The 25,308-nt window shown below is 64.0% G+C and carries 21 protein-coding genes; 6 read left to right on the top strand and 15 right to left on the bottom strand.

The annotated features are described in order from the left end of the window. Nucleotides 1-5: 5 nt before the first annotated feature. The 5 genes from SS05631_RS19570 to SS05631_RS19590 form a co-directional block, all read right to left on the bottom strand. Nucleotides 6-3,410: an adenylate/guanylate cyclase domain-containing protein gene (locus SS05631_RS19570; RefSeq protein ID WP_037421404.1), complete on the bottom strand. Its 3,405-nt coding sequence runs from the start codon at nucleotides 3,408-3,410 to the stop codon at nucleotides 6-8. A gap of 393 nt (nucleotides 3,411-3,803) precedes the next feature. Further along, on the bottom strand, nucleotides 3,804-4,622 hold the full coding sequence (locus SS05631_RS19575) for an isocitrate lyase/phosphoenolpyruvate mutase family protein (protein ID WP_037421407.1): 819 nt from the start codon (nucleotides 4,620-4,622) through the stop codon (nucleotides 3,804-3,806). A gap of 185 nt (nucleotides 4,623-4,807) precedes the next feature. After that, nucleotides 4,808-5,698, bottom strand: coding sequence for a dihydrodipicolinate synthase family protein (locus SS05631_RS19580; protein WP_037421410.1), 891 nt, complete (start codon nucleotides 5,696-5,698; stop codon nucleotides 4,808-4,810). 13 nt (nucleotides 5,699-5,711) lie between these two features. Further along, a complete protein-coding gene (locus SS05631_RS19585; RefSeq protein ID WP_037421413.1) occupies nucleotides 5,712-6,344 on the bottom strand; it encodes a LysE family translocator in 633 nt (210 codons plus the stop codon). A 42-nt stretch (nucleotides 6,345-6,386) separates the two neighbouring features. Next, complete coding sequence (locus SS05631_RS19590) at nucleotides 6,387-6,995, bottom strand: LysE/ArgO family amino acid transporter (protein WP_037421416.1); 609 nt, start codon at nucleotides 6,993-6,995, stop codon at nucleotides 6,387-6,389. 101 nt (nucleotides 6,996-7,096) lie between these two features. Here SS05631_RS19590 and SS05631_RS19595 point away from each other — a divergent pair, with 101 nt between their 5' ends. Next, nucleotides 7,097-7,996, top strand: coding sequence for a LysR family transcriptional regulator ArgP (locus SS05631_RS19595; protein ID WP_037421419.1), 900 nt, complete (start codon nucleotides 7,097-7,099; stop codon nucleotides 7,994-7,996). Here the strand turns inward: SS05631_RS19595 and SS05631_RS19600 are convergent. Beyond that, nucleotides 7,985-9,169 (bottom strand): MFS transporter, encoded by a 1,185-nt coding sequence (locus SS05631_RS19600; RefSeq protein WP_095678051.1) that lies wholly within the window; start codon nucleotides 9,167-9,169, stop codon nucleotides 7,985-7,987. The two genes, SS05631_RS19595 and SS05631_RS19600, sit on opposite strands and share 12 nt — an antisense overlap. Nucleotides 9,170-9,217: 48 nt before the next feature. Here SS05631_RS19600 and SS05631_RS19605 point away from each other — a divergent pair, with 48 nt between their 5' ends. Then, on the top strand, nucleotides 9,218-9,742 hold the full coding sequence (locus SS05631_RS19605) for an Lrp/AsnC family transcriptional regulator (protein WP_037421450.1): 525 nt from the start codon (nucleotides 9,218-9,220) through the stop codon (nucleotides 9,740-9,742). 118 nt (nucleotides 9,743-9,860) lie between these two features. Here the strand turns inward: SS05631_RS19605 and SS05631_RS19610 are convergent, their stop codons facing one another. The 3 genes from SS05631_RS19610 to SS05631_RS19620 all read right to left on the bottom strand — a co-directional run bounded on the left by SS05631_RS19610 (nucleotide 9,861) and on the right by SS05631_RS19620 (nucleotide 13,483). Then, nucleotides 9,861-10,814, bottom strand: coding sequence for a substrate-binding domain-containing protein (locus SS05631_RS19610; RefSeq protein ID WP_037421453.1), 954 nt, complete (start codon nucleotides 10,812-10,814; stop codon nucleotides 9,861-9,863). A gap of 62 nt (nucleotides 10,815-10,876) precedes the next feature. Further along, the gene (locus SS05631_RS19615) at nucleotides 10,877-11,887 is read right to left on the bottom strand and encodes an ABC transporter permease (protein WP_037421456.1); all 1,011 of its coding nucleotides are present in this window, start codon (nucleotides 11,885-11,887) and stop codon (nucleotides 10,877-10,879) included. Between the two features lie 69 nt (nucleotides 11,888-11,956). After that, a complete protein-coding gene (locus SS05631_RS19620) occupies nucleotides 11,957-13,483 on the bottom strand; it encodes a sugar ABC transporter ATP-binding protein (RefSeq protein WP_037421458.1) in 1,527 nt (508 codons plus the stop codon). A 165-nt stretch (nucleotides 13,484-13,648) separates the two neighbouring features. Between SS05631_RS19620 and SS05631_RS19625 the strand changes: the two genes are divergently transcribed. The 3 genes from SS05631_RS19625 (at nucleotide 13,649) to SS05631_RS19635 (ending at nucleotide 15,813) form a co-directional block, all read left to right on the top strand. Beyond that, nucleotides 13,649-14,671, top strand: coding sequence for a LacI family DNA-binding transcriptional regulator (locus SS05631_RS19625; protein WP_037421461.1), 1,023 nt, complete (start codon nucleotides 13,649-13,651; stop codon nucleotides 14,669-14,671). A gap of 330 nt (nucleotides 14,672-15,001) precedes the next feature. Then, on the top strand, nucleotides 15,002-15,217 hold the full coding sequence (locus tag SS05631_RS19630) for a hypothetical protein (protein ID WP_037421478.1): 216 nt from the start codon (nucleotides 15,002-15,004) through the stop codon (nucleotides 15,215-15,217). A 122-nt stretch (nucleotides 15,218-15,339) separates the two neighbouring features. Next, nucleotides 15,340-15,813 carry a VOC family protein gene (locus SS05631_RS19635; RefSeq protein WP_037421463.1) on the top strand — a complete coding sequence of 158 codons (474 nt, stop codon included), beginning with the start codon at nucleotides 15,340-15,342 and terminating at the stop codon, nucleotides 15,811-15,813. A 118-nt stretch (nucleotides 15,814-15,931) separates the two neighbouring features. Here SS05631_RS19635 and SS05631_RS19640 read toward each other — a convergent pair whose 3' ends face one another. The 6 genes from SS05631_RS19640 to SS05631_RS19665 all read right to left on the bottom strand — a co-directional run bounded on the left by SS05631_RS19640 (nucleotide 15,932) and on the right by SS05631_RS19665 (nucleotide 21,489). Beyond that, the gene (locus SS05631_RS19640) at nucleotides 15,932-17,437 is read right to left on the bottom strand and encodes a tripartite tricarboxylate transporter permease (RefSeq protein WP_037421464.1); all 1,506 of its coding nucleotides are present in this window, start codon (nucleotides 17,435-17,437) and stop codon (nucleotides 15,932-15,934) included. A 9-nt stretch (nucleotides 17,438-17,446) separates the two neighbouring features. Then, nucleotides 17,447-17,908: a tripartite tricarboxylate transporter TctB family protein gene (locus SS05631_RS19645; RefSeq protein ID WP_037381923.1), complete on the bottom strand. Its 462-nt coding sequence runs from the start codon at nucleotides 17,906-17,908 to the stop codon at nucleotides 17,447-17,449. Between the two features lie 234 nt (nucleotides 17,909-18,142). Beyond that, nucleotides 18,143-19,120 (bottom strand): tripartite tricarboxylate transporter substrate binding protein BugD, encoded by a 978-nt coding sequence (locus tag SS05631_RS19650; RefSeq protein WP_037421466.1) that lies wholly within the window; start codon nucleotides 19,118-19,120, stop codon nucleotides 18,143-18,145. A gap of 205 nt (nucleotides 19,121-19,325) precedes the next feature. Further along, nucleotides 19,326-20,099: a pseudouridine synthase gene (locus SS05631_RS19655; protein WP_162109131.1), complete on the bottom strand. Its 774-nt coding sequence runs from the start codon at nucleotides 20,097-20,099 to the stop codon at nucleotides 19,326-19,328. Nucleotides 20,100-20,268: 169 nt separating this feature from the next. Next, the gene (locus SS05631_RS19660) at nucleotides 20,269-20,691 is read right to left on the bottom strand and encodes a potassium channel family protein (protein WP_037421470.1); all 423 of its coding nucleotides are present in this window, start codon (nucleotides 20,689-20,691) and stop codon (nucleotides 20,269-20,271) included. A gap of 225 nt (nucleotides 20,692-20,916) precedes the next feature. Continuing rightward, the gene (locus tag SS05631_RS19665; RefSeq protein WP_037421472.1) at nucleotides 20,917-21,489 is read right to left on the bottom strand and encodes a winged helix DNA-binding protein; all 573 of its coding nucleotides are present in this window, start codon (nucleotides 21,487-21,489) and stop codon (nucleotides 20,917-20,919) included. A 107-nt stretch (nucleotides 21,490-21,596) separates the two neighbouring features. Here SS05631_RS19665 and SS05631_RS19670 point away from each other — a divergent pair, with 107 nt between their 5' ends. Further along, nucleotides 21,597-25,205 carry a hydantoinase B/oxoprolinase family protein gene (locus SS05631_RS19670; RefSeq protein WP_095678052.1) on the top strand — a complete coding sequence of 1,203 codons (3,609 nt, stop codon included), beginning with the start codon at nucleotides 21,597-21,599 and terminating at the stop codon, nucleotides 25,203-25,205. The last annotated feature ends 103 nt before the right edge of the window (nucleotides 25,206-25,308 follow it).

The following is a 25,308-nucleotide window of genomic DNA, read 5'->3' on the forward strand; positions in this document are numbered from 1 at the left end:
ATCAATCAGTTGGCCGCCCGAAGCCCTTCAGCTGTTGCCGTGAGCGCATGTGCGGCTTGCAGGTCAGGCAACGTCAGGCCCTCGGTAAATCCGGAATAAATCAGTGCGAGCCGCTCGCAAGCGCCTGGCGCGGGAAGGCCGGCCCGCACGAGACTGAGCGCCGCACGCAGTTCCCAGAAGCGCGCGCGCTGTGCCCGTGCCGTCGCCATTGCCTCCACAAGGAGATCCTCGGAATTTCTGGCTTTGTCCTCTCCAAGTTGCAGCAGCACCTCCCCGTGGAGGCGAAGTATCTCGGCCGCAAACCAACGCTCTTTGGTACGTTCCATCCTTGCCTCGGCTGTTTCGAGCAGAACGAGTGCAGCACCCGGGTCGCCCGCTCTCAGTTCGAGCTGCGCCTGAAGAGCAATGAAATAGGGAACCATGTACTCTGCGCCGGTATCGCGCCATTCAGCAAGACCTCGTTGGAGTTCGCGGCGTCCACCATCGAAATCGCCCGTGTCGGCGATGCTCCAAGCGTTCAGCATCGTGGCGCCGGCAAGCCAGAAGCGGAATCCGGCTTCGCTGGCAATGCGGGTCAGTTCCGAGCACCGCTCCTGGACGCCTTGGTGGTCGCCGAGAATCTGGCGGATGACTCCGCCAAAGAACAGTGGCAGGGCGAGGCTGTTGCGATGACCCACACGATGCGCCTCAGCAAGCGCTTCGTCGTTTGCTGCCAATGCCTGATCGGGAAAGCCGAGTGGCAGCAATGTGCGGGCGAGATAATCCAGGCACACCACGCGCGGATCAAAGGCGTAGACAAATGCCGGCGATCGGTGCTCTCGAGGATTGTAAAGTGCAAGAGCCTCCTCCAGATGTGCCCGGGCGCTGACGAACTCACCGGCAGGCAATGAGCTGACGCCGGCGGCCCGGTGAGCAAAGAAGGAAAGTCCGCGATCATTGCTCGGTTCCGCCAATTCAAGCAGCCGGTTGGCCGCACTGCGTGCTTCCGCCAGTTCGGCAGCATAGAGGTGGTAGAGGCATAGTCCGTAAAGCACCGGGAAGAGCAGACGCGTCTCGCCCAGCTCTTCACAAAGCTGGCGCGCTCGACCATAGGCATCTGCTGTGGGAGGCGCGGCGAAGCCGTGCGCAGCAACATGCGTGCTGCCGAGCGCCAGTTGGATTGAAAGTTCTCGGCGCGAACGCTCTTCGGACGGAGGTATCGCCGAAAGCCCGCTAAGGGCGTTGTCGAAACGCGTACGCGCTTCCGTCAAAGCGGAGCGTGAAAGCGCCCGGCGACCAGCGAGTTCATTGTACTCGACAGCCCTGTCCAAAAGGCCCGCTTGACCAAAGTGGTGCGCAAGCAGTTCGGGCTCTGTCGTCACGATTTCGGGGAAGCGTTCCTCGAGTATCAAAGCGATCCGGGCGTGCAGCTGTTGACGACGGCTGTGCAGCAAACTGCTGTACGCGGCATCCTGTACCAGCGCATGCTTGAAGGCATAGCTTGCTTGACCGTCACTGCCGCGGCGGAAAACAAGGCCGGCCGCCACCAGCTGGCTCGTTGCGCGCTCAAGCTCCAATTCGGGCAGGCCCGTTGCTGCCGCCAGCAGCTCGTGCGTGAACTCGCGTCCGATCACCGCCCCGACCTGCGCCACGTCCCTTATGGAGTCCAAGCGATCGAGGCGAGCCATCAGCGAGTCATGCAGCGTCGCGGGAACCGCGAGCGGCGGCAACGGCCCAGCCAGAACCAGCTCGCCATCTCGTGCTTGAAGCAGGCCCGATTCCAGGACGACCTTGGTCAATTCTTCCACGAACAACGGAACGCCTTCGGTCTTCGAGAGTATCTGGTCCAGCACTTCGGCCGGTAGCTGTTTACCGCCGGTCATCGCTGCAATGATAGAGGCCGCTTGGGCACGGCTGAGCCGGTTCAGCGTCAAGAACGTCGCGTGCGGAAGACCGCTCCAGCGGGCCGCGCCTTCCGGTCGCGATGTTGCAATCAGCATTACAGGTAGTCGCTGAATCCGACCTGCGATCTGGTCAAATAGCTCTGCCGATGTCGGATCCAGGAAATGCGCGTCTTCAAGCAGCATCAGCACTGGTTGGCTGCGTGCAAGGGCCTCTAGTTGCTCGATCAGCACCTCGAACGTGCGCGTCTTCTGCTTCTGCGCCATAAGGTCGACCTTAGGGTAGCGCCCCTCGGTGGGGATGGACAGCAATGCCGCGATCAGCGGTATCGCGTCGTTTGCGTGCTTGGTTGAACCGGCGAGGAGTTGCTCAAGCAAGTCAAGCTGACGCTCGGGGGGGTCGGTCCGCCTTATGCCTCCAGCTCGGAGCAACTGATCCGCGACAGGATAGAGGGCGCTTTCCACGTGATAGGGCGAGCAGTAGTATCGCAGTCGCGTATGTGCCTCGTCTTTCATGTGCTCCCGCAGTTCCTGCAGAATACGGGACTTGCCAATGCCGGCCTCGCCGAACAGCTCGACCACTTGTCCCTCACCGGATGCGGCCAGCCGCCACCGATCGAGCAACAAGGCAATATCGTGTTCGCGTCCGGCAAGCGGTGCAGATTCGTTTGCATGAAGCGCGTCGAACCGACTCTCTGCGCCACCCTCTCCAATCACTTTGAATGCGCTGACGGGGGTGTCGAACCCTGCTAGATTCTGTGGTCGAATGCTGGTTATCTCGAACATATTTCCGATAAGGCGATAGGTAAGCTCGGAAATGACCACCGTTCCCGGCTCGGCTATTGCCTGCAGGCGCGCGGCAAGATTGGGAGTCTCTCCGACGACCGCGTTCTCCTGTGCTGACCCGATGCCGATGAGGTCACCAACCACCACCACCCCGGTGGCGATTCCGATCCGGACCGAGAGTTGCTGACCGTCCTTGACGGGCAGACCATTCACGGCACTGACGACCGCAAGCGCCGCGCGAACGGCGCGTTCCGCTTCGTCTTCGTGTGCCTGCGGCCAACCGAAATAGGCCAACACGCCGTCGCCCATGAGTTTCGCGACGTATCCCGCGAAGCGAAGGACTTCGCCAGCCGTGGTGTTCTGGAACTGCCTCAGGAGGTCGCGCATGTCCTCCGGGTCAAGCCGCGTCGCAAGCGCCGTAGAACCGACGAGATCCACAAACATGACCGTCAGTTGCCGCCGTTCCGCCTCGCGCGGGCGTCCAGGTTCGCCGCGCTGTTCAACCGACGGCGACATTGGAATTAATGAGACCGAATCTGGCTTCCCCGACACCGTCTCGGGCTGTCCTTGCAACCCGGCTATCGCCTCGAGGATGCGCTTGCGGTGGCCCAGCGCGCCTACGCCGATTTCTTTCAAGTCATCGGCCGTGAGGCGGGGTAGGATATCGGCATCAATCGCATTGTCGTCGAAAGCCGGAACATACTGCTCCAGGCCCAAGCTCTTGAGCCAAGCTGCAATGTTCATATGGCCTCTCCTCGAGCACTCCTTCCGGGGGGGAACGAGTTTATCACACCGACGTTGCGTTGCCACGATTCCTGGTGCAGCGACGGCGCTGCCGCACGAACCCCCCGGGGTGGCTGAGCAGGACCGAAAGTCGGGGAATATTTATGGTCAGAATGCCTGTCCGGCCGGAACGCCAACGGCCGACCTGCCTGCCGCACTGCGCCGGGGGGCGTGACGGCGCCCGCGCGATGCACCGTTGCGGCAGGAGAGGCACAGTGCCGCATGACATCCGGTGCGCTTGTATGTTTCGCGCGCGAGCACCGTTCAGGTGCCGGCGGGGCGATCCGCCAGCAGACGGTGGCGCTGCTAGCTGGCGCGCAGGGCGAGCTTCCATCCGCGAGAGGCTGATCTCGTCTATGATGATGCGCGGAATAATCCCTCCAGTTCCGCAAAGCCCATGGCTTTCTCCGAGAACCGGAAGGTCCCCTGCGACCGCATCTCCCGTGCAGCGTCCACCATTGCACCGTAAGCAAGACGCGCCAGGGCGGAACCGACACTGATGCGCTTCACTCCGGCCTCGGCGAGATCCGCCAGGCTGAACGTCGCCCCCGGCATGCCCATCACGACGTTGACCGGCTTCGCGACGGCCCCGCACACAGCGCGGATCGAATCTAGGTCGGCCAGGCCGGGCGCGTAAAGCACATCCGCCCCGGCTCGCTCGAAGGCCTGCAGCCGCCGGATCGTGTCGTCGAGGTCGGCGCGCCCCCAGAGGAAATTCTCGCACCGCGCCGTCAGAACGAAATCGTGAGGAAGGGACCGGGCGGCCTCGGTGGCCGCCTCGATCCGCTCGACCGCCAGAGCGAAGTCGAAGATCGGCCGGCTCCGATCTCCCGTGTGGTCTTCGAGGGAACAGCCGGCCAAGCCGATGCCGGCCGCCGCCGCGACGGTCTCCCCAGCACTCTTGGGATCGTCTCCGAAGCCTTTTTCGAGATCGGCCGAAACCGGCAGTGGTGTCGCATCGACGATCGCCCGGCAATGGGCAAGCGTCTGTTCACGCGAGGCGGAACCCTCTGGCAAACCGAGCGAGAACGCCATGCCGGCACTGGTCGTGGCGAGAGCTGGGAAACCCATGGCCGCCAGAATTCGGGCGGTGCCGATATCCCACGGATTGGGAATGATGAAGGCTTCGGTACCCTCGTGCAGCTTCCGGAACAATGCGCGCCTGTCGTCCATTTGCGACCTCGTCGAATCTCAGGGAACGAGCATTGCACACCGACTGGAACAATATAGAACAAAGATGCGCGTGGAGGATCGCAGGAACGAGCATCGACCTGCCTTATGAACGGGCCTTCGCCCGCCGGAACCCCGATCGGCGACCTGATACCCGCGGTATCGCGGCTCTGGCGGGAGCCGACCGCTCAGCCAAGCACGCGATCAAGGGCGTTCTTGACCCGTGCCCTTTCGGATTGCGGCAATGGCAGGATCGGGCGCGGCGGGTCGGCCCGGCAAAGGCCGAGCGCTTGCGCGATGGCGTACATGACACGGAAGCTGCCGAACGCCTTGAACAGGCTCCACAAGGGTTGAAATGCCTGGTCGAGCCGCTCGACCTCGGCAACATCGCCGGCTTGCGCGGCCCGGGTAAGCGCCAAGGCCTCGGCGGGCAAAAGGCCCGCGATCACACTGTACCAGGCGTCGCAGCCCGCCAGCAGCGCCGCCGCCGCTCCCCAATCGCCACTGTAGCCGATCGAGAAACCGGGTGGTGTTTCGGCGCGAAGGCGCGCCGTCTCGCCCTCGAAGTCGCCGTCCTGCGGCAATGGCATCTTCACCGCCGCGATGTTCGCGATCTTCGAGAGCCGCGCAATCAAAGCGTCGCTGAAGGTGAATTTCGTGGTGCCCGGGTTGTTGTAAATGCAGAGCGGCAATTGCCCCGCCTCGGCGATCGCGGCGAAGTGCCGATAGACCTCTTCTTCAAAGAGCGGCGTATAGGACATGGGCACCAGCAGCAGGCCGTCAGCGCCGGCGGATCTGGCGTCCCGCGCCAATGCCTGCGCCTCGTCGGTTCGAAGCGCCCCGACGCCGACGATGACGGGCGTCTTGCCGCCGACGCAGTCCATCGCCGCCTCGATGGCGTGTCGCCGCTCGCCGCGTGAGAGAAAGGCATAGCCGCCCGTGCTGCCAAGCAGCCCGATCGAGTCGGCTCCGGCAAGATGAATACGCTCGAGCAAACGAGAAAGTGCACCTGTGTCGACATGGCCGGCGGCATCGGTCGGGGTGATGGAAAAGGCGGAAAGACCGGTGAAGAGCGTCACGATCGCCTCCTCTTTAAGCGCGAGACAGCAAGAGCCGCAGGCCGGCCACGCCGAAAAACACGGCCAACAGACTTTCTATCCAGCGCCGCGCGCGGCGATAGAGGCGCACCATCGGCGCGGTCGAAAAAACGAGGGGGTAACCGCAAAAGATGGTGACGCTCAGAACCGCGCAGCCGCCGAGGATCGCCGCAAGCCTATGCCACGACGCCTCCGGTCCGAGACCGAGCGTCACTAGAGCGATCCATGCGAGCACGGATTTCGGATTGGTGAGGTGCATCAGCAATCCACGCCGATAGAGAGCCGATCCAGAGAGCGCGTCGTCACCCGGCGTCTGCACCGCGTTGTCGCCGGAAGAGAGAGCCGCCCTTCCCGCCTTGAATGCGAGATAGAGGAGATACAGACCGCCGAAGATTTTAAGCACGATCAGGGCTTCGGCGTAGCGGGTCAGCAGGGCCGAGATGCCGGTGGCGGCCATCATGCCCCAGAAGATCGACCCGCTGACGACGCCGGCTGCCAGGAGGAGTGCTGCCCGCCGGCCGTTATTCATAGCAGCGCCCATGATCTGCAAGTTGCTGGGGCCGGGGCTGGCGGCGGCGATCACATAGGCGGCGTAGACAAGCAGAAGCTGGTGGACGGAGGTGGACAAGCTTTTGGGACCTTATAAGCCGAGGAGACGGGCGAGCCGGGATCACGTCCCGCTCAACAGTTTAGAGGCGATCATCCACATAGTAAGTGCGATGAGCGCTTCCAGGATGCGCCAGGACAGCGGGTTTGAGAAGACCGGTCGCAGCCATGTGGCTGCATAGCCGAGTGAAAAGAAGAACAGGAAGGAGGCGGTGACCGCGCCTGTCGTGAACGAAAGCTCGCCTCCCGGAAATCGGGTCGAGATCGTGCCGAGCAGCACGACGGTGTCGAGATAGACATGCGGATTGAGCCAGGTGAGCGCCAGGCATGTCAGAACGGTCTGCCGAAAGCTCGACGCTCTCTCCTCTCCGGCCGCCAAGGCTCCGGACGACCGCAGGGCGGAATAGAGGTTCTTGGCGCCGTACCAGATCAGGAACGCCGCCCCGCCATAGCGCATGGCCGGATCGAGCCAAGGCAGAAGCGTGGCAATCTGCCGGAAGCTGGTCACCCCCAGGACGATCAGCAAGGTATCGGACAGGGCGCAGGCAAGGCAGACGGCGAACACGTGCTCGTTGCGCAGCCCCTGGCGCAGCACAAAGGCATTCTGCGCGCCGATCGCCACAATCAGGCTGAGCCCCATCATCAGGCCTGTGACATAAGCCGAAAAATTCATACCTGCGAAGCGCTCCAGAAACGAGATGAGCGTTTCCGGTATCGCGACGGAAGAATTCAGGCTAGTTAATGTTGCTAACTTCAATTAAGTAAAACTAAGCCATGCTCGATTATTCCGCTCTCCGTGCCGTCACGGCCGTCGTCCAGACGGGCAGCTTCGAAAAGGCCGCCGGCGTCCTCAACGTGACGCCCTCGGCCGTCTCCCAGCGGGTGAAGCAGCTCGAGGAACGGCTCGGCGTCGTCCTGATCGCCAGGGGAAATCCCTGCACCGCGACGGAGAAGGGAGAATGGCTCTGCCGTCATATGGAGAATGTCGGCATGCTCGAAGGCGAGTTGCTCGCGCACCTGCCTGCCCTCGTCGGTCCGGGCGAACGGCGGCAAAGGGTGACACTGAACATTGCGACAAGCGCCGACAGCCTCGGAACCTGGTTCGTCGCGGCGGTCTCGAACTTCGCCAAGCGCTCGCCCTACCTGCTGAACATCGCCCTCGACGACGAGGACCATACCGCCGAATGGCTGCAAAAGGGGCGAGTGATTGCCGCCGTCACCAGTCTGGAAAAGCCGATCCAAGGGTGCCGGCGTGTGTCTCTCGGCACGCTCCGCTATCATGCGACGGCGAGCCCCGACTTCGTTGCCCGGCACTTTACTGAGGGCGTCACGCCGGAAGCGATAACCAGTGCGCCGGCCCTTACGTTCAATCAGAAGGACAGGCTGCAAAGCCGGTGGATCCGCCAGGCGCTCGGGGAAGAGCTGACCTATCCGACCCACTGGCTGCCGTCGACGCAAGGCTTCCTCGAGGCGAGTCTTGCGGGCATGGGCTGGGCGATGAATCCGATACAGCTTGCGCGCGACCATCTGGAGTCCGGCCGACTGGTCGAGCTGATCCCCGGCACGCCGTTGGACGTTCCCTTGTACTGGCAGATCAACCGCCTTGCCGCCGACCGGCTGACCGAGCTCACGCGCGAGGTCACTCTGGTCGCCAAGCACAGCCTACTGCGTTGAGGAGTGGCGCGGCGCGCGGGCTGCCGAGACTGCGGCGGCCAGCATCAGCCCCGCCGCGGCCAGCGGCAGAACGTAAAAATCCGTCCCGGCATAGGCGGCGCCGAAGCCGAGCGTGCCGGCAAAGAGGGCGAGATAGGTGACGCCGCTGTTCAGCCCCAAGATCGCACCGCGTCGGGCGGGATCGAGCGCCGTCAGCCGCACGATGAGGACGTTCAGCCCGAAATGGTTGGCGAGCCCCCAGAGAAAGACGACGGCGAGCAGCGCCGGATAGGAGCCGCTTGCTGCCGACATCGCGACATAGACGCCGGCGACCGCGAGAAAAATTAGCGGCAGCAGCCTCGCCGCACCGAAGCGATCGATCAGACGGTCGAGGAAGGCCGCGCCACCGAAGCCTAAGCCGTAGGAGGCCGCAAGGAGGCCGTTGGAGCTGACGGGCAGGCCGAGGGCGCCATGCAAATGGTCGCCGATATAGGCATAGACCCCATAGAAAGCCGCCATGAAGGCCGCGCAGGCGACAAGAAGCGAGGCCGCGCCGGGCACGCCGAGCGCCGCTAGCGGCGAGGTCGTCCTGCCGGCGGGTCGTTCCCGCACCGCCGCGCGCCGGACGCCGGCGCAGGCCGTCAGCGCTGCTCCGGCGACGACGAGATAGACCGCCCGCCAGCCGGCGAAATCGGCGATCGCCGCCGACAGCGGCACCCCGGCCACCATGCTCAGCGTCCAGCCGGTCAGCACCAGGCCGATCGTCTCGCTCTCGCGCCCGGCCGGGGCGATCACCGAGGCCAGCGTATAGATGGCGGGAAGCGCAATGCCCGCGGCAATCCCGACGACGAGCTGGGCTGCGACCAACAGCGGCAACGCCGGCGCGGCGGCGCTTGTGGCAAGTCCGCCGGCCAAAAGTAGCAGCGATGCCGCGAGCATGCGGCGCGGGCCGTGCCGATCGATGAGGCGGCCGAGGAAGACGGCGCTCGCCGCGGTGCCGAGTCCGAAAGCGGCGGAAGCCGTCATCACCGCTGGCACGCCGGTGCCGAGGCTTAGCGACACCTCCGGCGCGATCGGCCCGAGCGCCAGCGAATTGGAGCCGATGACGCCGGTCGAGGCGGTCAGCAGCAGGGCAAAGGGCGGAATGCGAGCCCGGTCGGCGGATGAGGAAGCGGATTGATCGATGTTCGTCATTCCCGCATAATCTCAGAACGAAGTTCGGCATCAAGGAGAAATAGCGGAATGGATCAAAATACAGACGACGTTCGGCGGAAGCGCCTGCCGGAGCGCGACCTCGATGCAATGGACCGAAAACTATTAGGCGTGCTGGTCGAGGACGCGACGACGAGCTACGCCGAGCTCGGCGACCGCGTCGGGCTTTCGCCGCCGGCCGCGCATGAGCGTGTGAAGCGCCTTCGGCGTTCCGGGGCGATCCGGCGCGTGGCGGCGCTGATCGATCCCGAGGCCGTCGGCAAGACGCTGCTCGCCTTCGTCCATGTGGATACGACCGGCTGGGGCAAGACTCAGGCGCTGCTGGCGATCGAGGAATATCCGGAGGTGGAGGAGATCCACTCGGTCGCAGGCGACACCTGCATGCTGCTCAAGGTGAGAACCGAAAGCACCCATGCGCTCGAAGGCCTGCTGGCGCGCCTTTACGACACACCCGGCGTCAAGGCGACGCGGAGCTATGTCGTGTTGTCGACCTATCTGGAGCGGCCGGTGCAGCCCGGCACGACGAGCGAATGGCCGGCCGTGGTGAAGAGCTGACGGCCGCCTCCGCGTCGCGCACGCTGAGGCCCGTGCCAGGTCAAAGCTCGGATCGGCCATGAGCCCGAGAAGACGGTGGCCCGCGCCAAACGCGGGCCGCCCTTGCCACAGCTCCGGATCAGAACGGCGAGTCCGGGAAGTAGAAGTCCTTCGCGTTGTCCTTGGTCACCAGCGTCGCGTCAATCGTGTAGACGCCGCGGACCGGAACCTGGCCGTAGAAATTGGCGACGGTCATTTCGAGGGCGGTGCCGATCATTGCCGGCGGATAGAGCACGTCGACGGGGACCATTTTGTCGCCGTCCATGACCTTCTTGATCATTTCCTTTGAGCCGGCGCCGGCGACGATGTACTGGATGTCGGTTCGCTTTGCCTGCTCGATGGCCTGCAGTACGCCGACGGCCATGTCGTCGTCCTGGCACCAGACGACGTCGATCTTCGGGTATTTGGTTAGGTAGTCCTGCATGACCTTGAAGGCATCGTCACGGTTCCAATTGCCGTACTGGCGGTCGAGAACCTTGACGTTTGAGCCTTCGATGCCCTTGTCGAAACCGTCCTGTCGCTGCTGGTCGATCGGGATCGGAAGGCCGCGGATGACGACGACTTCGGCCTCCGGCGTCGTTGTCTTGATGTATTCGCCGGCGACCTGGCCGAGGGCGGGGTTGTTGCCCGCGACATAGAGATCACGCACCGAATTGTCGTTGACGCTTGGCGCGCGGTCGACAAGCGCGACGAAAGTACCCTTGCCCTTCACCTCCTTGATGGCGTTGACCAGCGGATCTGGATCGGTGGGCAGGATAACAAGCGCATCGATGCCCTGTGTCTCTAGATCCTGCACGGCGTTGGCCTGGCTTGCCGGATCGGGCGATGTCTTGACGATCACGTTCAGGCCCGGATTGTGCTCCATCAGGAGCTTGGCGACGCGCTCGGCATGGAAGACCACGCCGGCCGTCCAGCCATGGTCGGCCGCCGGGATAGACACGCCCACCGTCACTTTCTTTTCCTCCTGAGCGTGCGTCACGCCAGCCAGCGCTGTCATGGCTGCGAGGGTAAGGCCGAATAGCTTCTTGCGCATTAACTTCCTCCCAAAAACAGGTCAGTCTATTGCAGGCCGGGAGACCTGTGGACCCGGCCGTCTCACGGTTTGCGCACCAGCGAGCGCTGTACGAGCATCGCAATAATGATGATCGCACCCTGAATGGCACCGATCAGGTATTCGCTGATGAAGTTGGACAGCAGCATGATGTTGCCGACCAGTTCGAGGATGAACGCTCCGCAGATGGTGCCCCACACGCGGCCCGCGCCGCCCTTGAGCGCCGTGCCGCCGACGACGACGGCGGTGATCGCCTGCAGCTCCCAGAGAATGCCCGTCGTCGCCGAGGTCGAGCCAAGGCGCGGCACATAAAGCAGCACGGCTGCGGCCACGCATAGGCCCTGGATTACGAAAGCGACGGTGCGGACGCGGTTGACGGAGATGCCGGAATATCGCGCGACATCGCGATTGGAGCCGACGGCAACGACGTGCCGCCCGTAACGGGTGCGATAGAGGATGAAGGCGGCAACTGCGGTCACGGCGAGGATCACGACGATCGGAACCGGCACGCCGAGGATCGTGCCGAAATAGGCGGGACGGTACATCTCCTGGAGTTGCGGCTCCTTGAGGGTGATCGCTCCGCCCTGCGAAAGCCAGGTCGTCAATCCGCGATAGATACCCATGGTGCCGAGCGTGGCGATGAAGGGCTCGATCTTGCCCACCGTGGTAATCAGCCCGTTGGTGAGACCGCAGAGCGCGCCGGCAGCTATGGTGAACAGGATCGCTGCCAGCAACATGAGCACGGGGTCGGCGACGACACCGGAATTCATGAACAGGATCATCAGGCTGGCGATGAAGGCGACCATGGCCCCGACGGAGAGGTCCAGATCCCCCGACGAAATCACGAAGGTCGCGCCGACTGCGATGATGGCGATGAAGGCGCTTCGGGTGGCGACATTGGCGAGGTTGTTGATGCTGATGAAGTTGGGATTGACCAGCGCGCCCACCAGCAGCAGCAAGGCCAGGGCAACGAATGGCGCCACGGCTCTCAGATCTATGTCACGCCAGCTGCGTCGGCGGATCGCCTCCTGGCTGCGTTCCTGGTTCACGCTCATATCCAATCGAACCTCCATCCCACCTGTCGGGAATCTCTTTGTTGTCGGCGCCGGCGCAACCCACGCGACTCAAGCCGCCGTCTTCTTCTTCAGGCCGGCCGCATAGCGCATGATCTCCTGCTCAGAGATCTCGTCTCCCTCGAGAATGCCGGCGATATGGCCCTCGCGCATGACCGCCACGCGACTGCAGAGGCCGATGATCTCGGGCATCTCGGACGAGACGACGATGATCGAGCGACCGTCCCGGGCCAGCGCCGAGATGAAGTGATAGATCTGCTGCTTGGTGCCGACATCGATGCCGCGAGTCGGCTCGTCGATGATGATGATGCCCGGGTCGGTCTCCATGACCTTGGCGAGCAGCAATTTTTGCTGGTTGCCGCCGGACATGCGACCGACGACGACGCTGTCATCCCTGACACGGATATCGAAGCGGCGGCGCGCCTTGACGAGAGCCGCCTGCTCGCTTCCCGGGTCGAGATAACCCAGGCGAGCATGGCGGCCGAGCGACTGCAGCGTCAGGTTCGCCATCATGCCGGCGTTGAGCAACAGACCCTTGGCCTTCCGATCCTTGGTCATATAGGCTAGCCCGGCCTTGTTGGCCGCATGCACGTCGCCCGACGGCACTGGCTGGCCACGAACCAGGACCTCGCCCGCAGCGCGCGAGCGAAGCCCGACGACCGCCTCCATCAATTCGGTGCGACCAGAGCCGATCAGCCCGGAAAAGCCGAGAATCTCGCCGCGACGGACCTCAAAGCTGGCATCTCGGACATAGCCTGTTGATATCGAATCGACCCGAAGCACGACCTCCTCGTCGACGTCGGGTTCGGTCTTGGCCGGATAGAGGCTCGACAGTTCTCGGCCAACCATCAGTTGCGCAATCGCCTCGCCATCGAGAATGGAGGTCGGCGCCGTCTTGATCCACTGGCCGTCGCGCAACACCGTCACGCGGTCGGTGAGTTCCATGACTTCATCGAGCTTGTGCGATACGAAGACGAAACTCGTTCCCTTGTCGCGCAGTTTGCGCACCAGCCGGAACAGGAAGTTCGTCTCCTCACGCGACAGCACTGCGGTCGGCTCGTCCATGAAGACGACACGGGCGTCGCGGCTGATGGCCTTGGCGATCTCGACCATTTGCTTTTCTGCAATAGAAAGGGAGCCGATCATCGCGTTCTCGTCGACCTGCGAGCCGAGGAGTTCGAGCACACGGCGCGTCTCCGCGCGCATGAACCTGCGGTCGAGCACACCGAAACGCGTTACCTCGCGGCCGAGAAACAGGCTCTCGGTGACGGTTAGGTGTTCGGCGAGATTAAACTCCTGGTGGATGATAACGATGCCGAGCGCTTCGGCAGCGCCATTGGGAGGAAGCTTCACCGACCTGCCGTCCAGCAGGATCTCGCCCGAAGTCGGCTGTTCGAAGCCGGAGAGAATCTTGACGAGCGTGGACTTGCCGGCGCCATTCTCCCCCATGAGCGCATGGATCTCGCCCTGGCGCAGCTCAAAATCGACGCTGAACAGCACCTGCACGCCGCTGAACGACTTGCTGATGCGGCGCGCGGACAGCACGACGGGAGCACCGCCGTCAACCTCCGTGGTCATATTCCCCTCCCTGCGGCCTCCACCGCCCGTTGCGCAGATGTAAACCTTTACACTGACCGATGTAAAGGTTTACATCGAGCATGATCGACAATTTTCTTGCCCTGTGCGTTTGACCCTCGGGCAAGTCTGTGTAGTGTCTCGCAACAAAGTCCGAGGCCCAATCGAGTGTCCAATTCCCCGCCCGCAACCATTGAAGACGTCGCACGGATCGCCGAAGTGTCGATCGCGACGGTTTCAAGGGCCATTCACATGCCGGAAAAGGTTGCCAAATCAACGCGGCTCAAGGTCAATCAGGCGATCGCGATTACCGGCTACACGACCAACGCCATGGCGCGCAGCCTGAGGCTGGGGCGATCAAACATGATCCTTGTGGTCGCACCCGATATCGGCGACCCGAATTTCTCCAGCATTCTGGTTGGCCTCGAAAACGAAGCTCGCGCGCACGGCTACGGCGTGCTGATCGGCCATACTCAAAACGATGCGCAGCGTGGATTGGAGTATCTGAAGTTCTTCAATTCCTACCAAGCCGCAGGTCTGATCCTGTTTACCGGCATCCTTCCCTTCGGCCATCAGGCCGCGACCGATAGTCTACCGCCGAGCGTCGGCGTTTTCGAACCCGTCTTCAACGGAGGCATCCCCTATGTCGGAGTTGATGACGTCGAAGGGGCACGAAAGGCCGTTGATTTGCTCATTTCCGAAGGCCATCGCCGCATCGCGTTCATCGGCGATTCCAACACGCGTCTTGCCTATCGCCGGCGCCGGTCGGGATACGAGGCCGGGCTTGCCGCGGCCGGCATCCCGCTGAACCGCCAACTGGTCCTGGACGGCGATGGCACAGTCGAAAGCGGTAGATTGGCGCTGGAACAGTTCTTCATGCGCGATGACCTGCCGACGGCCTTCATGTGCGTCAACGACCAGACGGCGCTCGGCGTTTCGATCGGCCTCAAGGCTCGCGGCTACGATATTCCGGACCACTTTTCGGTCACCGGCTTCGACGACGTCCCACAAGCAAGTTTCATGACGCCGTCGCTGACCACAATCCGCCAACCACGCACCGCGATCGGAAAACAGGCGATGGTATTGTTGCTCGACATGCTCTCGGACCGAGCTGCCTCCGAAACTGAAATCCTGCTGAGGCCAGACCTTGTAGTGCGCAATTCCGTCGGGCCACCCCCGGCCCGGCGATAGAGAGTGGAAGAATGAAGATGCCCTGTGTCTGCGAAAGCTGCTGGGCGTGCGCGTGTCCGCGCACTCCGGAGCGGATTGAGGACTTTCCAGGCCAAATTTGAAGTCTTTGGGATTCGAGCGTTCCGCAGCTCGTGGCGATCGTCAACGGCTACCCGAAGGCCCAGCAGGCGACGCCCCGTACCACGGTGCAGAGCGCCTTTTTGGGGGGCGACATCGTGCCCGAAGGCAGGTGCGATGTATTCATATAACTTGCTGCCGTGACCAGGGGCGTGCATCATCGGACATCCCGAGCGCGGGGCATTGGAATTTGGCACGGACGAGGTCAAGCCTATGCACAAGTTCACAGTCGTCGTCATGAAGGAGTTCGAGGCCGACACCGCCGAGGAGGCCGCCTTGCTCATGTATCAGGAACTGGCCAGGGGGCCGGCACCTCTGCAATATTCAGTCACGGACGAGGCGAGGAATGCAAGGGATCTGACGCTCGACCGGGCAAGGGCCGATGAGTTCGCCGCTGTCGATCACACGGCCGATCCCGGCAACTGGTGAGGCTCGAAGGAATTACGAACCCGCGCTCCAGCGGACGAACATTCCGGGGTGGAGAAAAACGGTTGCCTATTTATTTCGCAGGGGGAACGCGTCGAACGCTTTCAAAGCGAAAGGAACTGGCAATGGAGAAGAACACGATTTGCCTCTGGTACGACAAGGACGCCGAGGCTGCCGCTCGCTTCTACGCGGAGGTCTTTCCCGACAGCAGCGTGGGGGCCGTGCAACGTGCACCCAGTGACTTCCCGTCCGGCAAGGAGGGCGACGTGTTGACGGTCGAATTCACGGTCGCGGGCATTCCTTGTCTCGGCCTCAACGGAGGCCCGACCTTCAAGCACAACGAAGCCTTCTCGTTCCAGATCGCCACCGACGATCAGGAGGAGACCGACCGCTACTGGAACGCCATTGTCGGCAATGGCGGCCAGGAGAGCGCCTGCGGCTGGTGCAAGGACAAGTGGGGGATCTCCTGGCAAATCACCCCGCGCGTATTGACCGACGCGCTGTCGGCCGGCGGCGGCGAGGCAAAGCGCGCCTTCGAGGCGATGATGACGATGGGGAAGATCGACGTCGCCGCGATCGAGGCGGCCCGGCGCGGCTGACGCTCACCGGGTGTATTGCCGGCACGGGTGCCGGTTCGCCGCTCGCCGATGGCTCTATGCAAAGCGGCCCCGCGCTTGGAGAGGCGCGGGGCCGCAGGGCCGCAAAGCTAAACCCTTCTCAATCCTCCTCGACGAAAACCTCCTCGCGCTTCGCCTTGACCGCGGGCAGGAAGACGACGACGAGCACGATTGCGGCCATCAGCAAGAGGCCGGCGCTGATCGGCCGAGTGACGAAGGTGGTCGGGTCGCCGCGCGAGAGAATCATCGCGCGCCTCAGGTTCTCCTCGAGCAGCGGCCCGAGCACGAAGCCAAGCAGCAGCGGCGCCGGCTCGCAGCGCAGCTTCAAGAGCAGGTAGCCGATGAGGCCGAAGAACGCGACGGCATAGAGGTCGAAGACGTTGGAGTTGACGCTGTAGACCCCGATCGAGCAGAAGGCCATGATGATCGGGAAGAGCACGAAATAGGGGATCTTCAGGAGCTTTACCCAGAGTCCGATCAACGGCAGGTTGAGCACGACGAGCATCAGGTTGCCGATCCACATCGAGGCGATGATGCCCCAAAAGAGCGCCGGCTGTTCCGTCGCCACGTTCGGGCCGGGCACGATGCCCTGGATGATCATCGCGCCGATCATCAGCGCCATCACCGGGTTCGCCGGAATGCCGAGGGTGAGCAGCGGGATGAACGAGGTCTGCGCACCGGCATTGTTGGCGCTTTCCGGCCCGGCGACGCCGGCAATCGCGCCGCGGCCGAATTCCTCCGGCCGGTCGGAGAGCCGCTTTTCCACCGTATAGGAGGCGAAGGCGGCGAGGATGGCGCCGCCGCCCGGCAGCACGCCGAGCGCCGAGCCGATCGCCGTGCCGCGGATCACCGGCGCGAACATCCGCTTGAAATCCTCTTTCGTTGGCAGGAGCTCGCTAACCCGTGCCATCAGCACTTCGCGGGTCTTCTCGCTTTCGAGGTTGCGCAGGATCTCGGCGATGCCGAAGACGCCGACCGCCAGCGCCACGAAGTTGAGGCCGTCGGCATATTCGCGGATGCCGAGGGTGAAGCGCGGCGTACCGGTATAGATGTCGGTGCCCACAAGACCCAAAAGCAGGCCGAGCGCCACCATGGCGAGTGCCTTGACGACGGAGCCGTGCGCCAGCGCAACGGAGGAGACGAGACCGACGATCATCAGCGAGAAATATTCGGCGGCGCCGAACTCGAGCGCGATCTCGGTCAAGGGCGGCGCGAAGAGGGCGACGAGGAAGGTCGATACGGTGCCGGCGAAGAAGGAGCCGAGCGCGGCGATCGCCAGCGCCGTTCCGGCGCGGCCGTTGCGGGCCATCTGGTAGCCGTCGATGGCGGTGACGGCGGAGGAGGATTCGCCCGGCATGTTGATGAGGATCGCCGTCGTCGAGCCGCCATATTGGGCGCCGTAATAGATGCCGGCGAGCATGATCAGCGACGAGACCGGCTCAAGCTGGAAGGTGATCGGCAGCAGCATGGCGATCGTCGCCGTGGCGCCGATCCCGGGCAGCACGCCGATCAGCGTGCCGAGCAGGACGCCTATCAGGCAGAAGAGAAGGTTTGCCGGCGAGGCGGCGGTGGCGAAGCCGAGGGCAAGGTTGCTGAAGAGATCCATCGTCGCCTCCTAGAACCGGACCCAGGGGCCGAAACGCTCGAACGGCAGGTTGAGGCCGTAGCTGAAGACGGCGACCGAGAAGATCGCGAGCCCCAGCGAGACCGCCACCGCCCAGAGCGGCTTCATCCGATGCGAGGCGAAACAGGCGATCAGCGCCGTCAGGAAGACGGCCGGCACGAAGCCCAGTCCGCGGACCGTCAGGCCGAAGAAGATCGGCGCCGGCAGGATGAAGAGCATGCCGCGGATGGCGATCGGTCCCATCGGCTCGTGGTTCACCCGGGCCGACTGCACCAGGATGATGACGCCGAGCAGCGTCAGGACGACGGAAAGCAGCAGCGGGAAATAGCCCGGGCCCATGCGGAAGGCGGTGCCGAGCTCGAGCCCGAAGGACTGCCAGGCGAAAAAAAGACCGACGGCCGTCAGGATACTCCCGCACAGCGCGTTGGTGGTATCGAAGGAGATGGCTTTCATCTTGTCCCCATGTTCTCGTTCGGACGCGGCCGCGGACGTCCTGATCTTGGCGATTCCTCGCTTCTTGTCCGGCTGTGCTCAGCGTCCCCCGCAAGTTGACGGCTGTCAACTTTTCCGGAAGCCCGCCGATTTCTCCGGCCAGCCGTTGCCCCACAGCACGGCCGGCCGGAGGCGATGCCGTCGCCGTACCGCTCTAATCGGAGAACAGGATCGGCGGCGGCTCGCGGGAGCCCATTAGTCGGCGTACTGGCCGGCGGCCTCGATCACCGGCTTCCAGCGGGCGATCTCGCTTTCAAGCTTGGCCTTCAGCGCCGCCGGGGTGGCGTCCGCCTCGCTCGACGGTTCAGTGCCGAGTTCGCCGAAGCGGGCCGCGACGTTCTCGTCCTTGAGCGCCTTCTGCAGCGACTTCGACAGCCGGTCCGTCACCTCGGCAGGGGTTCCCTTCGGCGCATAGATGCCGTGCCAGATGCCGACCTGGAAGCCGGCAAGACCGGCTTCTTCAGCCGTCGGCAGCTCGGGGAAGATCTTCAGGCGCTTCGGCGAAGTGACGGCATAGGCCTTGATCGTGCCGCCCTGGATCTGCTTGGTGGTGTTGGTCGTCTGGTCGCACATTATGTCGACCTGGCCGCCGAGCAGATCGGTCATCGCCGGGCCGGTGCCCTTGTAGGGGACGGTGGTCAGCTGGGTGTCGATCGCGTCCATGAACATCATGCCGCAGAGATGCGAGGCGGCGCCGATGCCGGCATTGGCGACCGTCACCGTGTCCTTGTTGGCCTTGGCGTATTCGATCAGCCCCTTGAGATCGGTCGGCTCGAAATCCTTGCGGGCGACGATGGTCATCGGTACTTCGGTGACGAGGCCGACATATTCGAAGGCGTTCAGCGTGTCATAGGCAAGCTTGCGATAGAGCGTCGCGCTGGTTGCCATGCCGATATGGTGAAGCAGGACCGTATAGCCGTCCGGATCGGCCTGGGCGACGCGGCCCGCACCGAGCGTGCCGCCGGCGCCGCCGACATTCTCGACGATGATCTGCTGACCGAGGTCCTTCGACATGGACTCGGCGACGAGACGGGCAACCGTATCGGTCGGGCCCCCGGCCGAGAAGGGCACCACCATGGTAATCGTGCGCTCCGGATAGGTTTGGGCGCTGGCCGAAGCGGCAAGCAGGGAAACGGCGGCGACGGCGCCAAGAAGCGCGTTCAATATTTTCATCTTTTTCCTCCCGGATGACTTTGTCCACCAGCCGGCACGGTTCCTCCCGCCGGTCCTGGTTGCAGCCATTAACAAACGGGATTTTAGCACAGACAACCGCCTAGCGCGGCGGTTTCGCGCATTTGTCGTGCCAGTCGCCGGGTGATGGGTGGAATTGGAAACAAAGCCGTTCCGTGATGGGTGGATTCCCACCCATCGGCACAGTTCAACCGCCCGTGCGTCGTCTCAGATACTGGACCTCCGCGTCCGTCAGCAGCCGGCTTCGCCCCTTCGGCAGGTCGCCGAGATTGATCTCGCCGATTGCGACGCGGATGAGCCGCAGGCATTCGAAGCCGAGCGCGTCCAGCATGCGGCGGATTTGGCGGTTGCGGCCCTCCTGCAGTTCGACCTCGATCCAGGAGTTCCTGTCGCCGCTCCTCAAGCCCCGGACATGCGTTGCCGTCAAAAACTCGCCGCCCTCGCTCACGCCGCCGAGCATCGCCTGCATCGAGGCCTCATCGAAGAGGCCGCGGACCTGGACGTGGTAGATCTTGCCGAGATGGGTGGCGGGATCGAGAAGGCGCTGCGCCAGCACCGTGTCGTTGGTGAAGAGCAGCAGCCCCTCGCTCGCCTTGTCGAGTCGGCCGACCGGCGAGAGGAAGCGCGCATCGACCTCGCCTAGGCAATCGAACACCGTCGGCCGCCCCTGGGGATCGTCGCGCGTTGTGACGAGGCCGCGCGGCTTGTTCAGCATCAGATAAATCTTCGCCTCGGCCGCGATCGCCGTTCCGTCGACGGCGATCCTGTCCTTATCGATATCCACCCAATGCGCAAGGTCGGTCGTCTTCCTGCCGCCGACGCTGACGCGGCCCTCGGCGATCAGCTTCTCGGCCTGGCTGCGCGAGCAGTAGCCGACCTTGGAAAGCGCCCGGGCAAGGGTGACGCGCTTGCCGGCGTGTTCGCCGTCGGCTTTGATCCCGGCCGTTTTCCTGCCTCGCAAGGGGCGGCGCTGCTTCACGTCAATCTCCGCGGCTGTTGTATCGGTTCCTGTGGCACAGTCGGCGCCACGGGGCCAGAGTGAAATCTCTGGCTTGCCGCCCCTATCGGCTGAGAGATCCGGCGGCGAGGCAATCGCGCCATTTCATCGATCGCTTGCGGCCCGAAACCGATCAGTGATCTGGGCGAAAATAGAGGCGCTGGATCACCGCCATCATCAGAGCCGTGGCCCAGCCAAAGATGATCCAGCCATTGATCGCCTCGAAGGTGGCGACCTGACGCCAGTCCTTGCCGAGCACGATGTCGCCGTAGCCGACCGTTGTGAAGGTGACGGTTGAGAAGTAGAGCGCCTCTTCGATGCTCGGAAGCGTCTGCGCAAGATAATAGAAAGCGGCCCAGAGGCAGACATCGATTACGATCGGAATGATCAGGTAAATGACCCACGCCACGGTGACGAGGGTCGGATAGCGGTGAAGGATATAGGTCCGGTGCTTCTCCAACGACCGGAAGGCGTGCAGCCCGGCAGACATGAAAAACGCCTGAATGGCCACCGTCGACGCGATCAAACCACAGGCGATGACCAGCCGGAAAATCACTGATGCCCCCTCGCAGCTTCGTTGGATCGGAGCCGATCCAGGGATAGAAACATGCAGCGAATTAAAGTGCTACAGCGATTGTTGCCCGGTGACCATCGAAGGCGCTTGCCACCACCGCCTGCTTCGGTTGCAACTTTGCCAGAGGCGGCGTGATGCGTGCCCAGGCATCGGGCCATGGCCGTCGCGGCTCTTTCCTTCACCGCGGAATATCAGCATGATTGCCCTTCACAGCGTTGTCGCGGCGCGGGCCGATTGCTCGTAGGCGCCGGAGAGGAAGCGCAGCACGGCGGCGATCTCCGAGAGGGTCTCCTCCGGCGGACGGGCTCTGGCGGTCGAGGCGACGAGCAGGCGCTCGCGGATCTGGGCATAGCGGGCACAGGCCTCGGCGCCCTTCTCGGTGATGCGGATCGTCTTCTCCTTGCCTTGCCGGCCGGTCGTCACAAGGCCGGCACCCTCGAGCTTGCGGATCGCATAGGTCGCCACATGGGTGTCCTCGATGTCGAGGACGAGGCAGATGTCGGCGAGCTTCTTGCCCCGGTCGCGATGCCGGATCGTATGCAGGATCATGATTTCCATCGCCGAGAGGCCAGGAACGCCGGCGGCGGCCATGCAGCGCACCATCCAGCGCTGGAAGGCATGCGAGGCGAGGATCAGGCCGTATTCCACTTCGGAAAGCCCGGGCGAACCGCCTTCGGCAAGGTGAGCCGACGACACGATCGGGCCGATGGCGGAGACGGATTCCGGATGGTCGGGCGGGAGGGCTCCGGCCCGCTTTTCGCGCTCCCGCTTCTTGGTCATCGGCACACTCCTGATCTGCGCGACGACAACACTTTATCGACAAATTGTCAATAAAATGCTTTTGTTGGGGCCAAGCGGAACTGGCATTTCAGCGTGGAGAGACGACGATGGCTGCAACGTGGGACTTCTGGGTGGATCGCGGCGGCACCTTTACCGATGTGATCGGCCGCGACCCGGAAGGCCGGCTGCATGCGCTGAAGGTGCTTTCGGAAAATCCCGGCGCCTATCGCGACGCCGCCGTCCACGGCATCCGCCTGCACCTCGGCCTTGCCGCCGGCGAGCCGGTGCCGGCCGGACTGATCGGCGAGGTGAGGATGGGCACCACCGTCGCCACCAATGCGCTGCTGGAGCGCAAGGGGGAGCGGCTGGCGCTGATCACCACGCGCGGCTTTCGCGATGCGCTGCGGATCGGCTACCAGGAGCGCAAGAAAATCTTCGCTACCGAAATCATCAAGCCGGAGGCGCTCTATTCGGAGGTCGTCGAGCTCGACGAACGCGTGCTCGCCGACGGGACGATTGAAAAGGGGCTCGACGAAACGGAAGCGCGGCGGGCGCTGGAAGCGCTGAAGGCGAGCGGCTACCGATCGGTCGCCATCGTCTTCATGCATGCCTACCGCTTTCCCGAGCATGAGGCGGCCGTCGCGCGGCTTGCCCGCGGGACCGGCTTTGCGCAGGTTTCTGCAAGCCACGAGGTCTCACCGCTCGTCAAATATGTCGGCCGCGGCGACACGACGGTCATCGACGCCTACCTCTCGCCGGTGCTCGGCCGCTATGTGGCACAGGTTTCGGAAGAACTGGACGTTGCCCGGGCGGGCGCCCGGCTGATGTTCATGATGTCGTCCGGCGGGCTCACCGCCGCGGACATGTTCCAGGGCAAGGACGCGATCCTTTCCGGGCCGGCGGGAGGCGTCGTAGGACTTGCGAGGACCGGCGAGGCGGCGGGCTTCGACCGCGTCATCGGCTTCGATATGGGCGGCACCTCGACCGACGTCGCCCATTTCGACGGCGAATACGAACGCGCCTTCGAGACGGAAGTCGCGGGTGTCCGCGTCCGGGCGCCGATGATGTTGATCCATACGGTCGCGGCCGGCGGCGGCTCGATCCTCCATTTTGACGGCGAGCGCTTCCGCGTCGGGCCGGGTTCGGCCGGCGCCAATCCGGGCCCGGCCTGCTACCGCAACGGCGGGCCGCTCGCCGTCACCGACGCCAATGTCATGCTCGGCAAGCTGATGCCGGAATTTTTCCCGGCGATCTTCGGGCCGGAGCAGAACCTGCCGCTCGACGTCGAAACGGTGCGGGCCCGGTTCGCGGCGCTTGCGGCCGAGATCGGCGACGGCCGCACCCCGCAAGACGTCGCCGACGGCTTCATCCGCATTGCGGTTGCCAACATGGTCGAGGCGATCAAGAAGATTTCCGTGCAGCGCGGTTACGACGTGACCCGCTACGCGCTGAACTGCTTCGGCGGCGCGGGCGGCCAGCACGCCTGCCTCGTCGCAGATGCGCTCGGCATGACGAGCATCCTGCTGCATCCGATGTCGGGCCTGCTTTCCGCCTACGGCATGGGCCTCGCCGATATCCGCGCGACGCGGCAGAAGGCGCTTGGCGTCGCGCTCGACGATGCCGGGCCGCAGGCGCTCGCCGGGCTCGGGGCGGACCTGCAGGTCGAATGCCTGGCGGAACTCGACGCGCAAGGGATTGGCCGCGACCGCATTCGCACGCATCTTCGCGCCCATATCCGCTATGCCGGGACCGACACGGTGCTCGCCGTCGAGGCGCGCTTTCCCGAGATTGACGATGCGGCCCGTCTGCGCGCCGGATTCGAGACGCTGCATAGGCGCCGCTTCGGCTTCATCGCCGAGAACAAGCCGCTGGTGATCGATGCCGCCGAGGTCGAGACGGTCGGCGGCGGGGCGGTGCAGATGGAAACGGACGGCCTGGCGACAGCTTCAGGCGAGGCGGTCGTTAGCCGACAAACCCGTTTCTATTCGCAAGGCCAGTTCCACGACGCGCCGGTGGCGCTGCGCTCGGAAATCAAGCCTGGCGAGACGCTGACCGGCCCGGCGATCGTCATCGAGGCGAACCAGACGATCGTCGTCGAGGACGGCTGGCAGGCGAAACTGACCGCCAGGGACCATATCGTGCTCACGCGCATCAAGCCGCTGCCGGCGCGAACGGCGATCGGCACCAGGGCCGATCCGGTGATGCTGGAAATCTTCAACAACCTCTTCATGTCGATCGCCGAGCAGATGGGCGTAACGCTGCAGAACACCGCCTATTCGGTGAACATCAAGGAGCGTCTCGATTTCTCCTGCGCGGTCTTCGACAACAGGGGCAATCTCGTCGCCAATGCGCCGCACATGCCGGTGCATCTTGGCTCGATGGATGCGTCCGTCGCCACCGCGATCCGCGAAAACCCGGTCACCCATCCGGGCGACGTGTTCCTGATCAACGCCCCCTATAACGGCGGCACGCATCTGCCGGACCTGACGGTCTGCACGCCGGTCTTCGACAATGAGGGCCGGGCGACCCGCTTCTGGGTGGCAAGCCGCGGCCACCACGCCGACATCGGCGGCATCTCGCCGGGCTCGATGTCGCCGCTCGCCGCCAATATCGAGGAGGAGGGCGTCTATATCGACAATTTCAAGCTGATCGACCGGGGCCGCTTCTCAGAAGCGGAACTGGAAAGGCTGCTCACCGGCGCGCGCTATCCGGTGCGCAACATCCTGCAGAACGTCAACGATCTGAAGGCGCAGGTCGCCGCCAACGAGAAGGGCGTGGCGGAACTCAAGAAGATGATCGCCCAGTTCGGCGAAGAGGTTGTCGAGGCCTATATGGGCCATGTGCAGGACAATGCTGCCGAAAGCGTCCGCCGCGTCCTCGACCAGTTGAGCGAGGGCGAATTCTCCTACGAGATGGACCAGGGCTGCCGGATCGTCGCGAAGATCACCGTCGACCGCGAGAGGCGTGAGGCGACGGTCGACTTCACCGGCACTTCCGAGCAGCGCGCCGACAATTTCAACGCGCCGGAGCCGGTGACGCGTGCGGCGGTGCTTTACGTCTTCCGGGTGCTGGTCGAGGCGGATATCCCGATGAATGCCGGCTGCCTGAGGCCGATCCGCATCGTCATCCCGGAGGGCACGATGCTTTCGCCGCGCTATCCGGCGGCCGTCGTCGCCGGCAATGTCGAGGTCAGCCAGGCGGTCACCAATTGCCTGTTCGGCGCCGTCGAGGCGCAGGCGGCGGCGCAAGGGACGATGAACAATCTGACCTTCGGCAATGCCAGCTACCAGTATTACGAGACGATCTGCTCCGGCGCGCCGGCCGGTCCCGGATACAACGGTGCCGACGCCGTCCACACCCATATGACCAATTCGCGGCTTACCGATCCGGAGATCCTCGAGACGCGCTTTCCGGTGGTGCTCGAGGATTTCCATATCCGCAAGGGCTCCGGCGGCCGCGGCAAGTGGTCGGCCGGCGATGGCACGCAGCGAACGATCCGTGCCCGGGAGCGGCTGGATTTCGCCATCCTTTCCGGCCACCGGCGAATCCGTCCCTTCGGGCTGAAGGGCGGAGAACCCGGCGAACTCGGCCGCAACTATGTCCGCCGCAATGACGGCCGGATCGAGGAATTCGCCGGCTCGGCGCATACGGTGCTCGAGCCGGGCGAGGCCTTCACGGTGGTGACGCCGACGGGAGGCGGCTACGGGAAGGGGTGAAGTTGCGGGTTCGGACAGCACCACCGGCAACTTACCACTTTGCGTCAACAGCAGCCGCACGACCCGCTCCGTCAGTGGCCGCGGTCGCTCCCTCCGCGGGCAT

Origin of the sequence: Sinorhizobium sp. CCBAU 05631 (assembly GCF_002288505.1) — a bacterium.
GTDB lineage: Bacteria > Pseudomonadota > Alphaproteobacteria > Rhizobiales > Rhizobiaceae > Sinorhizobium > Sinorhizobium fredii_C.